This is a genomic window from Acinetobacter schindleri (assembly GCF_010918895.1).
Lineage (GTDB): Bacteria > Pseudomonadota > Gammaproteobacteria > Pseudomonadales > Moraxellaceae > Acinetobacter > Acinetobacter schindleri.
Window position 1 is genome coordinate 3,048,841 of sequence record NZ_CP044483.1, and the last position, 12,936, is coordinate 3,061,776.

Below are 12,936 nucleotides of genomic sequence, written 5' to 3' on the forward strand. Positions count from 1 at the left end.
TGTACTTCATTCTCGGCTTTTTTTAGAATCAAATTCAATTAAGTATTATTTTCTAATATAGGCCAGCGCATGAATCCAGCAGAACCGTCTCAAAGCACAACTTTGCAATATGTGCATTGGTTTCGCCATTCTGCGCCCTATATTAATGCGCACCGTAACAAGACCTTCGTGATCATGTTTGATGGCGAGGCGGTGCTGCATGACAATTTCCAGCATATTATTCACGATATTGCCCTGCTGCATTCTCTCGGAATTCATCTGATTCTGGTGCATGGTGCGCGTCCACAGATCAACCAGAATCTGGCAGCAAGTCAGATCAGCACGCCTTTTCATCGTCAGCGCCGAATCACAACCCGTGAATCGTTGAGCTGTGTCATGAATGCCGTGGGTTCAATCCGCCTGCAGATTGAAGCCCTGCTCTCGATGGGACTGGCCAACTCACCCATGTATGGCGCCCGTATTGATGTCGTATCCGGTAATTTTGTTACTGCCAAGCCTTACGGGATTCGTGACGGTATTGATTTCCAGTTAACTGGTGAAGTCCGTACCGTAGACACCAATGCGATTCAGCGTCATCTTGACAGCCATAACATTGTGGTGCTTGGACCAACCGGTTATTCCACTACTGGCGAAGTGTTCAACCTGCTGGCTGAAGAAGTTGCGACCAAAACTGCGATTCGTATCAAGGCAGACAAGCTGATTTTCCTGGGTAAACAGCATGGCCTGCTGAATACAGATGGACAATTGCAACGTGAAGTACAACCAAGTCAGCTGGATGCTTATATTATGCAGGATGCTCAAGACCTGCCATCCGAACTGAGCTTGCAACTTCGCGCTGCACAGGAAGCCTCGATGAATGGCGTCAACCGTGTGCATCTGATTTCCTATGCTCATGATGGCGCGCTGCTGGAAGAACTGTTCACCCGAGATGGTTCCGGCACCCTGATTACCGATGCCCATTATGAAGATGTACGTATGGCTACCATTCAGGATATTGGCGGCCTGATTAACCTGCTACGGCCTTTGGAAGAAGAAGGCATTCTGGTGTATCGCTCACGCGAACGTCTGGAAAACGAAATTGAACAGTTCGCGGTCATTGAACGTGACGGCATGATTCTGGCCTGTGCCGCGTTATATCCGATTCCAACCACAGGCAATGAGCTGCGTTCTGCTGAAATTGCCTGTGTCGCTGTCGATCCAAGTTATCGCAAGTCCAACCGCGGCAGCCAGATTCTGAATTATCTGGAAGATAAAGCCCGGAGCATGGGTATTCAGCAACTGTTTATTCTGACCACACGCACTGCACACTGGTTCCTGGAACAAGGCTTTGAACAATCCTCTGTCGATGATCTGCCCGATGCCCGTCAGGCGCTATATAACTATCAGCGTAATTCCCTGGTTTGTAAAAAGTCACTTTAATGTGACTTTTTATTTGTTTATATATCTTATTTTTTGCTAAAGATATGTGGATTTCTTAAGTATTTAACTTAAAAAGCTTTGCATGGATTTTCATATCCATATCTTTATATTTTATTAAAAAAATTATGTATATATTTCAATAACTTAAATTATATAAAAATTAAATTCCATAAAGATTCCAAATCACTTTTCTACATAAGTTTTGCGCTTTTTTATTTATCTTTTTTTCTCATTAGAAATTCCCGAATTGTTATTTTTTTGGAAAATAAAAAACGATTAGCGTATGCCTAACTTGTCTATTCCATCTAACTGGCTTTTTGTCAGGAGCTTATATTCATGCGCCAATCTACGGTTAAATTCATTGCAAAAACAGTAGCCCTGAGTACTGCTATTGCTGGCGTGATGTTGCTCTCTGGCTGCTCTAAAAAAGAAGAAAGTGTAACGCTGAATATCGGTTTCCAAAAATATGGCGTCCTTCCAATTTTGAAAGAACGCGGCACGTTGGAAACTGTATTAAAACAACAAGGCGTAAATGTGAAATGGGTGGAATTCCCGGCAGGTCCACAATTACTTGAAGGTCTGAATGTAGGCAGTGTGTCTTTTGGTGAAGCCGGTGAAGCACCGCCAATCTTTGCTCAGGCAGCCAACTCAAATCTGGTGTATGTCGCAAACCAACCTGAAGCACCTAAGGCTGAAGCTCTGATTGTACAAAAAGACTCAAATATTCAGTCCGTCCAGGACCTGAAAGGCAAACGTGTTGCACTCAACAAAGGCTCAAATGTTCATTATTTACTATTAAAAGTCCTTGAAGCCAATAATCTGAAACTCAGCGATATTGAAGTGGTGTACCTGCCACCTTCTGATGCACGTGCCGCTTTTGAGCGTGGAGCGGTTGATGCCTGGGTGATCTGGGATCCGTTCTTTGCGGCAGCAGAACATCAGATTGGTGCACGTGTGATTGCAACTGGTGAGAATATCGTGAGCAATCATCAGTTCTATCTGGCTGATCGTAAGTTCGCTGAAGCGAATCCACAGATCATTGATGCGGTAGTGAATGAGCTGAACCTGACTACTGAATGGGTATCTAGCCATCAAGATGAGGCAGCGAAACTTCTAGAAAAACCAACAGGCTTGGCATTTGACGTATTGAAAACCTCAATTTCACGTATGGGCTTTGGGGTAAAACCGCTCACACCAGAGGTGGCGCAAAAACAGCAGCAGGTCGCTGATGCCTTCTATGGCCAGCAACTGATTCCAGCAAAACTGAATATTCAATCAGCAATTTTAACCAAATAAATCATAGGAAAATATCAGGGGATCTAATAATGACTCAACATCAGCGACACAACAAAGCAATCACATGGTTCAAGACCTCCAGTCATGCTATGAATGCCGCATTAGTTGCTTGTGCGATGTTGGGTTCAAGTGCCGCTTGGGCAGTTGATCCGTCAGTGAAACAGCTTCGTGTAGGCTACCAAAAAGCTTCGGTAAACCTGGTCATTGCACAACAGCAAAAGCTGCTTGAACAGGAATTTCCAAATGCAAAAATCAGCTGGAACGAATTTCCAGGCGGACCACAAATCTTAGAAGCATTAGCTGTAGGTTCTATTGATATCGGTGCGACTGGAGACACTCCTCCTGTCTATGCTCAAGCTGGTAATAAGCCATTGCATTATTTTGCTTATGAAACTGCAAAACCGCTCTCTTCTGCCATTCTGGTACAACACAATTCCAAAATTACCAAACTGAGCCAGTTAAAAGGTAAGCGTGTCGGCGTTCATCGCGGTTCCAGCTCGCATTATTTACTGGTCCAGGCAGTACGTAAGGCAGGTTTGCAATGGACCGATATCCAGCCAATCTGGTTAAGCCCTGCGGATGCACGCGCAGCTTTCCAGAAAGGTGCGATTGATGCCTGGGCGATTTGGGACCCGTACTATGCTGCAGCGCAAGTAGAAGATAAAGCCAGAGTCTTATCTTCAGGGAAAGGCTTAAGTCCCAATTATACCTTCTATCTGGCTTCAGAAAGTTTAATTAAAAAACACCCGCAAGCATTAAAAGGAATTATCAAACAGGTCAATGTTGCAGATAAATGGGTACAGCGTCATAAAACTGAAACTGCAAAAATCTTTGCGCAAAGTACTGGCTTAAAACCAATTGTCAGCCAGACCTTTATCCAGCGTCGTCCTAATCCATCTGGTGCTGCACCGCTCACCAAGAAAGTGATTGCCGACCAGCAAGAACTCGCGAACCGTTTTAGCGAACTCAAGATCATTCCAAAATCTATCAATATTCAGCAAGCCGTTTGGGCAGGCAAATAATTCAAGGATCAAAGACATGAAAATTTTCTGGTTTATTCCGACACATGGTGACAGCCGCTACTTAGGTACCAGCAAAGGTGCACGCCAGGTCGATCATGCCTATATGAAACAGATTGCAGTTGCGGTCGATAACCTGGGCTATGAAGGTGTACTGATTCCAACAGGCCGTTCATGTGAAGATCCATGGTTAACCGCAGCCAGCCTGATTGACGCGACCAAGAAATTGAAATTCCTGGTTGCGCTACGTCCGGGTGTAACGACTCCTGCACTGGCTGCACGTATGGCAGCAACCTTTGACCGTTTATCTGGTGGCCGTGTCTTGCTAAATTTGGTCACTGGTGGTGATGAGCAGGAACTAAAAGGCGACGGCGTGTATGAAGATCACGAAACCCGCTACAAGACTGCAACTGAATACACGACGATCTGGCGTGAAATCCTGAAACGCTCTCACACGGGTGAAAGCTTCACTTTCCACGGTGAACGCTTAAGTGTAGACGATGCAAAATTGCTCTATCCACCCGTTCAAGAGCCCCATCCTCCACTGTGGTTCGGCGGTTCTTCAGATGCTGCGATTGAACTTGCAACAGATCAGGTTGACACTTACCTGACTTGGGGTGAACCACCTGCAGCAGTCAAAGAAAAGATTGAAAATGTCCGTGCCAAAGCTGAAGCGAAAGGCCGTAAGCTTAGTTATGGTATCCGTTTACATGTGATTGTTCATGAAACCAATGAAGAAGCATGGAAGGCCGCAGAAGAGCTGATCCAGTATGTAGATGATGCAACCATTGCAGCAGCGCAGGCAAAATTCAAGCAAATGGATTCAGTCGGTCAGCGTCGTATGGCTGAACTGCACAACGGCGACCGTAGCAAACTTGAAGTCTCTCCAAACCTTTGGGCAGGTGTCGGTCTGGTACGTGGTGGCGCAGGTACAGCACTGGTAGGTGACCCTGAAACTGTCGCAGCACGTATTCAGGAATATGCTGATTTGGGTATCGATACCTTTATCTTCTCAGGCTACCCACATCTGGAAGAGTCGATCCGTTTTGCTGAACTGGTATTCCCACTTTTACCACTTGAAACCCAGAAAAAATTGACTCAGCCAAACCTGACAGGTCCATTCGGTGAAATTGTGGCGAATAACTACACACCAGATGAGAACAAGAAAGCTGCGAGTGTTCAGGAGCCAGCTTAATGTTAAAAGTCGTTTCTGTTGAAACCATCGCAGAAAAGAAGGTTTCACGTGGAACACAATTCAGGCAGCGTTTGCTGCCCTGGTTAGTTCCCATTGGATTAATTTTGATCTGGCAGATCGCGTCTAGTACCGGCCTGCTGGAAAGCCGAATTTTACCTGCACCGAGTGCAGTCATCGCCGCATTCTGGGCTCTGCTGATGAGTGGCGAACTCTGGACCCATGTAAAAGTCAGTGCTGGCCGTGCCCTGAGTGGTTTACTGGTGGGTGGTGGTTTGGGGCTGCTTCTAGGTTTACTCAATGGTTCATCCAAGGCTGCCTCTACCCTGCTCGATACCACTTTACAGATGATCCGGAACATCCCTGCCCTGGCCTTAATTCCACTGGTGATTTTGTGGTTCGGTATCGATGAATCAGCCAAGCTGTTTCTGGTCGCTATCGGCGTGTTCTTCCCGATCTATATCAATACCTATCATGGTATTCGCTCAGTCGATCCGCAGCTGATCGAAATGGGTAAAAGCTATGGGCTCACCCGTTGGCAACTGTATAAAGAAATTATTTTACCGGGCGCAATGCCTTCGATTCTGGTGGGTTTACGTTTCTCGTTAGGTTTAGTGTGGGTACTGCTGATTGTGGCTGAAACCATTTCTGCACAGTCCGGGATTGGTTATATGACCATGAATGCACGTGAATTCCTGCAAACCGATGTGGTACTGGTCGGTATTTTACTGTATGCCCTACTTGGCAAACTGGCGGATGTTCTGGCGGTTGCCTTGGAACGTTTCCTGCTGCGCTGGCATGCTGGCTATCAAAAATAAATGAATAATATTGAGGAGCATATGATGACTGATCTCAGCTTAGGGCGTCTCGCCAATGACCAAACTGCACCACAAGACTATGCTGCGGCAGATATTGATCCCCATGCAGTCATCGGTGCCGAAATTATTATTGAACAGCTGCATAAGTTCTATGGCTCGGTCAAGGTTCTGGAAGATCTGGATCTGCATATTCAGCCGGGCGAATTCCTGGCAATTGTCGGTCGTAGTGGTTGTGGTAAAAGTACCCTGCTGCGTCTGATTGCCGATCTGGAAAAACAGAGCTACGGCGAAATCAAGTTCAAGTCAGCACGTCATATTCGTGAAGGTATTACTGCGGACGATATCCGGGTGATGTTCCAGGATCCGCGTTTGTTGCCATGGCGGAGCATTGAACAGAATGTGCAATTAGGCTTGCCGAAAGATCAGCATGCCAATGCATCAAGCATGCTGGAGAAAGTCGGCTTAAAGGAAAAAGCAGGGCTATGGCCATCGCAACTGTCGGGTGGTCAGCGTCAACGTACAGCCTTGGCACGTGCTTTATCCCATAAACCACGTATCCTGCTCTTGGATGAACCATTAGGTGCCCTAGATGCCTTGACCCGCCTTGACATGCAGAACCTGATCGAGAAGTTATGGACTGAACAGGGCTTTACTGCGATCCTGGTGACTCATGATGTCAGTGAAGCCGTACAGTTAGCAGATCGCATCATCCTGCTGGACAAAGGTCATATTGCCAAAGAGTTCCGTGTCAACTTGCCACGTCCACGTCAGAAAGGAACCCAGTTTGCTGAACTGGAACAGCGAGTTCTGAATGCCGTACTGGCAACCTAAAAAGAAATAAAACCCGGCTCTAGAATCCGGGTTTTCACTTTGAAGGATAGATAATTCTTAGAATTTCATCAAAATTAAAATTACAGTCCATCTTAAAAATAAAATGTCATGAATCTGACATTAATTAAACTGATTTCTCAATAACAAAAGGCTTCAAAATAATTTAAACATTTTCAAAAGCTTGATTTTTATACTGGGATTCGCTAGTTTTGTAAGGGTTACATAGTTGATCTACAGAATAAATCATCATTATTCAAAAAATTAGACTTCTACTTTGTGCACAAATCTGATGATTTGCCGTACAATTCAATATTCCCTTTTTTAATTGTTTTTATATTGCTGATGGAACAAAAAAAGAGTACTCAAAAGCGCAACCAGCTGCTCAGTGCCGCTCTAGACGTTTTTTCCCTATATGGTTTTAGTGGGGCAAGTCTGGACGAAATTGCACAAATTGCAGAAATGCATAAATCTAATATTTTCTATTACTATGAAAATAAAGAAGCTCTCTATGTAGAAGTGTTAACCACCGTACTGCAAAAGTGGCTTGCACCGCTGCAAATGCTTGAAGCCGAGCTAGAACCGGAAGAAGCGATCACCAATTATCTGATGCAGAAAATTGAAGTATCACGCACTCAACCGAAAGCATCTCGCCTGTTCGCCTTGGAAGTGATCCAGGGGGCACCACATATTCTGGAAATCCTGAAAGGTCCACTGAAAAAACTGGTGAAACGTAAAGCCAAGGTGATCAGTAACTGGCAGGAACAGGGCAAGATTTCTAAAGATATTGATCCTGAACTGCTGATCCTGAATATCTGGGCAGTGACACAGAACTATGCCGACTTTGCTATACAGATGGAAATGGTGACCGGCAAAACGCTGCGTAACCGTAGCATGCAGCAGCGTGTGATTCAGCACACTGTACATATGATGCTTTACGGTGTACTACCACGTCCTGAACAAAACGCATAAGTTTTGCTTGGCATACGACCATAGTCATTATGGTCGCCGATCCGGTCTTTGACCTTATTCTTATTTTAACATCTGATATAAAAATAACAGTTTTTGCGCGCCTAACAATAAGTTTTCCTCCCAGTCGAGATGCGCTGTGTCATTGGCACCATCGGTAATGTATTTTACAGAAATCAGGCGTACGCCAAGTTTCTTGCATACCTTGGCCAGTGCATAGCCTTCCATGTCGACCAGTTGGCAGGGCACTTTCGGTTGTCCTGTTTCGAAGCTATCTCCGGTTCCGCAAATACCTTTGGGCAAATGATCAAAGAAAGGCTCAAGCTCGATTGCTCCCGGGAAATGCTGATCCATCGGGGTTAAGCCGACGTCAAAACCGAGTGGTGAAACATCCATATCGCGCTGCACAAAATGGCTGACTTCGACCAGGGCATGCGCATCAAAATGCGAACTGCCTGCCGTACCCAGGTTCAATAAAGTCTTACAGCCTGTGTTCTGAATCACTTCAAAGGCTTTAAAGGCTGCGTTGACTTTGCCAATACCGCTATAATGCACATCAATACCTTGTGCTTCAAATAAGCCTTTGGATTCATTGGGCAAAGCCATAATCAGTGCATGTTCAGACATTGGGTTTCCATATCAATTTTAAAATACTGGACTATTAAAAGATAAACAGGTAAGCACTGCAAATAAAAATCGATTTCTGCTCAGCAGAAAATGGTCTCTGCCCTGTCTGCTATAAACCTGTTTAAACTGCCAGAAAAGTAAAGCTAGCTCTGATTATTAGAGCGCTAAGGAAGCAGGAAATATTGATTAATTTTTATTTTATTCAGCCGATTAAGTTCTGGGCTAAAGATTTTTAAATAAAAGATATTGCATAAAAACACAACAACAAGACGAAACGTAAAGATTATGGCAATATATAGCCTCTTCGAATTTCCAAGCACCTGATTCGCCCATGAAGCTGCTCCGTCTAAATGCCTTATCGTCTCGCACAGAGTTACCTAAAACGGTGGTTACCATTGGTAATTTTGACGGTGTGCATTTAGGTCATCAGGTCATGATCAAACAGCTGAAAGCCGTGGCGGAACAGCAACAGCTGAAAAGCGTGGTAATGATCTTTGAACCACAGCCACTGGAATATTTCAAAGGCTATGAGGCCCCACCCCGTATATCATCTTTACGTGAAAAGGTGGAATACCTGACTGAACTGGGTGTGGACTATATTGCGGTGGCGAAATTTGATGAAAGTTTCCGTAGTCTGAATGCAGAACAGTTTGCCGATATTCTAAAAGATAAACTGAATGCCGAGCATCTCGTGCTGGGTGATGATTTCCACTTCGGTAAACACCGTCAGGGCAATAGCGAATTCCTGCGTAACTATGGTTTTCAGGTCACCAATCTGGATACCGTACAACTCGACGGCGAACGTGTCAGTTCGACCCGTATCCGTCAGACACTACAAGCAGGCGATCTTGCCCTGGCTGCCAAACTCCTGGGGCGCCCTTATAGCATTACCGGGCGGGTACAATATGGCGACCAGATCGGCCGCACCATTGATTTTCCGACCATTAATGTGCGCTTAAACCGCCATAGACCGTGTTTGCAGGGTATTTATGGCGTGGAAGTGGTGTGTGAAACCGAATCTTTAAAAGATAAAGCTAGAGCTGGTGATGCAAGCAAAACAGGCATTGCTGGCTATGACCCCACCGGTCTGTTTGGCGCCGGACATGTCGGGACCCGCCCGGCCATTCAGCAGGAACAACCAGAATGGCGATTAGAAGTACATTTCCCTGATGTTTCTGCTAATCTGTATGGCCTGTTGATGCGGGTGACATTCTTAAACTATTTGCATGGCGAAAAGAATTATCCTTCGCTTGAAGCCCTAAAAGCCGGAATTGATGACGATGTCGAGAAACTACTTGAGTTTCGTCGAAATCACCCCACATTTCCCTTTTAATCCCCCATATTTTTATTGTAAAACGTGTCTGTCAAATGACAGATTGAATTGGAAGACAACTTGCATGAGCGATAAGCAAACTCCTGAAAATGCAGTGGATTACAAAGCCACGCTAAACCTCCCAGGTACTGACTTTGCAATGAAGGCAAATCTGGCAGTACGTGAAGCGAAATGGTTAGAAGAGTGGTATGCCGACAACATTTATCAGCAGATTCGTGAGTCGCGTATTGGCAAGAAAAAATATGTACTTCATGACGGCCCTCCGTACGCAAACGGCCAAATCCACTTGGGCCATGCAGTCAATAAAGTTTTAAAAGACATCATTATTAAAAGCCGTGTCATGGATGGCTTTGATGCCCCATATGTACCGGGCTGGGACTGTCACGGTCTTCCAATTGAGCTTAAAGTTGAAGAAAAAGTCGGTAAAGTCGGCGTGAAAGTCGATGCGTCTACCTTCCGTAAAGCTTGCCGTGAATATGCCTACACCCAAGTTGAATTACAAAAGAAAGATTTTGTACGTATGGGTGTGTTCGGTGATTGGGACAATCCGTACCTGACCATGAACTTCAAACAAGAAGCGGATATTGTTCGCTCACTGGGTGCAATCGCAAAAGCTGGTCATATCGAACCAGGTCTGAAACCGGTCAACTGGTGTCTGGACTGTGGTTCATCTCTGGCTGAAGCAGAAGTTGAATATGAAGATAAAAAATCAGACGCGATTGACGTCGGTTTCACTGTAGTCGATCTGGCTGACCTGTCTGCACGTTTAGGTGTAGAAGTCGCTGACCGTACTGATATCGTGATCTGGACCACAACGCCTTGGACGCTTCCTGCGAACCAAGCCGTTGCCCTGCATGCTGAAATTGAATATCAACTGGTGAAAGCGCGTGGCGAAGAAAAAGCGGCGCAAAACTTTATCCTGGCGAAAGATCTAGTGGAATCTGCAACTGAACGCTACGGTTTTACCACTGTTGAAGTCATTGCTGATTTTGCCGGTAGCAAACTTGAGCACCTGATTCTGCAACATCCACTGATTAACGATCGTCAAGTGCCTGTAATCTTGGGCGAACACGTGATTGCCACCAGTGGTACCGGTGCAGTACATACGGCGCCTGGCCATGGTGTGGACGACTATAAAGTTGGCTTGCTGTACAACCTGAAAGTAGAAAATCCAGTCGGCGGTAACGGTGTGTATTTACCAACGTCTCCGCTGTTTGCTGGCGAGCATATCTACAAAGCCAATCCGCAAATTATTGCTGCATTAGCAGAGGCCAACAAGCTTTGGGCACATCAGCCAATCAAACATAGCTACCCGCACTGCTGGCGTCATAAAACCCCAATTATTTTCCGTGCGACACCACAATGGTTTATTAGCATGGATGCCAAAGGCTTACGTCAAGGCGCATTGAATGCGATCGAAAACGAGATCAGCTTTGTGCCGGACTGGGGTAAAAACCGTATCCAGGCGATGATTGAAGGCCGTCCAGACTGGTGTATCTCTCGTCAACGGACTTGGGGTGTGCCAATTCCGTTCTTCGTACATAAAGATACCAATGAGCTACATCCTCGTACGCCTGAACTGATCGAAGAAGTCGCTAAACTGATCGAACAGGAAGGTATTGATGGTTGGTACAACCGTGATGCACGCGAGTTCATCGGTGATGATGCTGAACAATACAATGCGGTACGCGATACCCTGGACGTATGGTTCGACTCGGGTACGACGCACTACGCTGTATTACGTGAACGTGAAGAACTGCAAGATCCTGCGGATCTTTACCTTGAAGGTTCAGACCAACACCGTGGCTGGTTCCAGTCTTCGTTGTTAACCTCGATTGCCATCAACGAACGGGCACCATATAAAGGCTTGCTGACGCACGGCTTCGTGGTGGATGAGAAAGGCCGCAAGATGTCGAAATCGTTGGGTAACATTATTACCCCACAAGACATCATTAAAGATATGGGGGCAGACGGTTTACGTTTCTGGATCGCATCGGCGGACTACCGCTATGAAATGACTGCAGGTAAAGAAATCTTTAGCCGTGCATCAGATGGTTACCGTCGTATCCGTAACACACTGCGTTTCTTGCTTGCCAACTTAAATGGTTTCAAACCATCAACTGATGCGCTTCCTGTAGATCAATTGATCGCGCTTGATCAATACATCCTGCAACGTGCGGCTGAAGTACAGAAAACCGTTCAGCAAGCTTATGAAGATATGAACTTCCATATCGTAACCAATGCCTTGACCAACTTCTGTATCAATGACCTGGGTGGTTTCTACCTCGACATCATCAAAGACCGTCAATACACCACCAAAGCCGATTCTCAAGCACGTCACTCTGCACAGACTGCACTGTATCATCTGGTACAGGCATTCGTACGCTGGATGGCACCGATCTTGAGCTTTACTGCACAAGAAGCTTGGCCATTGATTCCTGAGCAGTCAGAGAAATATGTGTTCACTGCTGAATGGTATGATATTCCAGCTGCATCTACTGCGAACTTGGTGACTGAAGCTGAATGGCAAACGCTGATTTCGGTAAAATCTGCAGTGAACAAGTTTATTGAAGTGGCGCGTACTGAAAAAACAGTGGGTTCGAACCTGTCTGCCAAAGTTGAACTTTGGGCGTCGAACGAGCTGAAAGCGGTATTGGACAAACTGGGTGATGAACTGCGTTTTGTACTGATTACCTCTCAAGTGATCGTGAATGACTTTGAGGCTGCCCAAGGTGAAGCATCTGATCTGGAAGGTCTGAATGTGAAAGTTTCTGCCGCAGACGGTGAGAAATGTGTACGCTGCTGGCATGTACTTCCTGATGTAAACACACATGCCTCACACCCAGGCTTGTGTGGCCGCTGTATCATCAACCTGCCGACAGGCCAAGGCGAAGAGAGAAAATATGCCTAATCCACAAGAAAAAAAGGGCTTATTCCAGTTCTATCCTCACAACTTGTGGTGGTTAGGTCTGACTATTGTTTCAATTATTCTGGATCAATGTACCAAATGGATTGCGACCACTAGTCTCAATTACGCAGATCCAGTACCCGTCCTGCCCTTTTTAAATTGGACATTACTGCATAACTATGGCGCAGCCTTTAGTTTTCTGTCCGATGCCGGTGGATGGCAACGTTATTTCTTTACTTCGCTGGCAGGAGTAGTGTCTGTGATTTTCGTGTTCTGGCTGATGCGTATGCCAAAGAACATGAAAGTTTTACCTTTGGCCGTTGCCCTGATTCTGGGCGGTGCCATCGGCAACCTGATTGACCGTGTTTCTCTCGGCTATGTAGTCGATTTTATTCATGTCTATTATCAGAATAGCCACTTCCCTGCCTTTAACCTTGCAGACAGTGCCATTACGTTAGGTACTATTTTAATGCTGATTGACACCTTCTTCTTAGAAGGAAAACGCAACCAACAGCAGGCGAAATAAC

Annotated in this window: 11 protein-coding genes; 10 read left to right on the plus strand and 1 reads right to left on the minus strand. The window is 45.6% G+C overall.

Annotated features, from left to right (window positions below):
* The first annotated feature begins 69 nt into the window (after positions 1 to 69).
* The 7 genes from argA (at position 70) to FSC11_RS14550 (ending at position 7,544) form a co-directional block, all read left to right on the plus strand.
* Positions 70 to 1,419 carry an amino-acid N-acetyltransferase gene (gene argA, locus FSC11_RS14520; protein WP_163167655.1) on the plus strand — a complete coding sequence of 450 codons (1,350 nt, stop codon included), beginning with the start codon at positions 70 to 72 and terminating at the stop codon, positions 1,417 to 1,419.
* A 336-nt stretch (positions 1,420 to 1,755) separates the two neighbouring features.
* Positions 1,756 to 2,715 carry a sulfonate ABC transporter substrate-binding protein gene (locus tag FSC11_RS14525; protein WP_076752833.1) on the plus strand — a complete coding sequence of 320 codons (960 nt, stop codon included), beginning with the start codon at positions 1,756 to 1,758 and terminating at the stop codon, positions 2,713 to 2,715.
* Positions 2,716 to 2,744: 29 nt separating this feature from the next.
* On the plus strand, positions 2,745 to 3,737 hold the full coding sequence (locus tag FSC11_RS14530; protein WP_111810714.1) for a sulfonate ABC transporter substrate-binding protein: 993 nt from the start codon (positions 2,745 to 2,747) through the stop codon (positions 3,735 to 3,737).
* Between the two features lie 16 nt (positions 3,738 to 3,753).
* Positions 3,754 to 4,929, plus strand: coding sequence for an FMNH2-dependent alkanesulfonate monooxygenase (ssuD, locus tag FSC11_RS14535; protein WP_163167657.1), 1,176 nt, complete (start codon positions 3,754 to 3,756; stop codon positions 4,927 to 4,929).
* Complete coding sequence (gene ssuC / locus FSC11_RS14540; protein ID WP_111810716.1) at positions 4,929 to 5,744, plus strand: aliphatic sulfonate ABC transporter permease SsuC; 816 nt, start codon at positions 4,929 to 4,931, stop codon at positions 5,742 to 5,744. Before ssuD ends, ssuC begins: the two co-directional genes overlap by 1 nt.
* 24 nt (positions 5,745 to 5,768) lie before the next feature.
* Entirely contained in the window at positions 5,769 to 6,575 is an 807-nt protein-coding gene (locus FSC11_RS14545) for an ABC transporter ATP-binding protein (protein WP_111810717.1), read from the plus strand.
* Positions 6,576 to 6,908: 333 nt separating this feature from the next.
* On the plus strand, positions 6,909 to 7,544 hold the full coding sequence (locus FSC11_RS14550; protein WP_171058634.1) for a TetR family transcriptional regulator C-terminal domain-containing protein: 636 nt from the start codon (positions 6,909 to 6,911) through the stop codon (positions 7,542 to 7,544).
* 60 nt (positions 7,545 to 7,604) lie between these two features.
* On the opposite strand, the gene FSC11_RS14555 is transcribed toward FSC11_RS14550, so the two are convergent.
* Positions 7,605 to 8,168 carry a 5'-methylthioadenosine/S-adenosylhomocysteine nucleosidase family protein gene (locus tag FSC11_RS14555; RefSeq protein WP_004890952.1) on the minus strand — a complete coding sequence of 188 codons (564 nt, stop codon included), beginning with the start codon at positions 8,166 to 8,168 and terminating at the stop codon, positions 7,605 to 7,607.
* 331 nt (positions 8,169 to 8,499) lie between these two features.
* Between FSC11_RS14555 and ribF the strand changes: the two genes are divergently transcribed.
* From ribF to lspA, 3 genes are all read left to right on the plus strand, one after another.
* Complete coding sequence (gene ribF, locus FSC11_RS14560; RefSeq protein ID WP_048882118.1) at positions 8,500 to 9,501, plus strand: bifunctional riboflavin kinase/FAD synthetase; 1,002 nt, start codon at positions 8,500 to 8,502, stop codon at positions 9,499 to 9,501.
* 64 nt (positions 9,502 to 9,565) lie between these two features.
* On the plus strand, positions 9,566 to 12,412 hold the full coding sequence (ileS, locus tag FSC11_RS14565; protein ID WP_163167659.1) for an isoleucine--tRNA ligase: 2,847 nt from the start codon (positions 9,566 to 9,568) through the stop codon (positions 12,410 to 12,412).
* Complete coding sequence (gene lspA / locus FSC11_RS14570) at positions 12,405 to 12,935, plus strand: signal peptidase II (RefSeq protein ID WP_163167661.1); 531 nt, start codon at positions 12,405 to 12,407, stop codon at positions 12,933 to 12,935. Before ileS ends, lspA begins: the two co-directional genes overlap by 8 nt.
* The last annotated feature ends 1 nt before the right edge of the window (position 12,936 follow it).

Bases quoted from the DNA above. Each gene is read 5' to 3' on its own strand.
- argA (WP_163167655.1), top strand. From the start codon at position 70: ATGAATCCAGCAGAACCGTCTCAAAGCACAACTTTGCAATATGTGCAT.
- FSC11_RS14525 (WP_076752833.1), top strand. From the start codon at position 1,756: ATGCGCCAATCTACGGTTAAATTCATTGCAAAAACAGTAGCCCTGAGT.
- FSC11_RS14530 (WP_111810714.1), top strand. From the start codon at position 2,745: ATGACTCAACATCAGCGACACAACAAAGCAATCACATGGTTCAAGACC.
- ssuD (WP_163167657.1), top strand. From the start codon at position 3,754: ATGAAAATTTTCTGGTTTATTCCGACACATGGTGACAGCCGCTACTTA.
- ssuC (WP_111810716.1), top strand. From the start codon at position 4,929: ATGTTAAAAGTCGTTTCTGTTGAAACCATCGCAGAAAAGAAGGTTTCA.
- FSC11_RS14545 (WP_111810717.1), top strand. From the start codon at position 5,769: ATGACTGATCTCAGCTTAGGGCGTCTCGCCAATGACCAAACTGCACCA.
- FSC11_RS14555 (WP_004890952.1), bottom strand. From the start codon at position 8,168: ATGTCTGAACATGCACTGATTATGGCTTTGCCCAATGAATCCAAAGGC.
- ribF (WP_048882118.1), top strand. From the start codon at position 8,500: ATGAAGCTGCTCCGTCTAAATGCCTTATCGTCTCGCACAGAGTTACCT.
- ileS (WP_163167659.1), top strand. From the start codon at position 9,566: ATGAGCGATAAGCAAACTCCTGAAAATGCAGTGGATTACAAAGCCACG.
- lspA (WP_163167661.1), top strand. From the start codon at position 12,405: ATGCCTAATCCACAAGAAAAAAAGGGCTTATTCCAGTTCTATCCTCAC.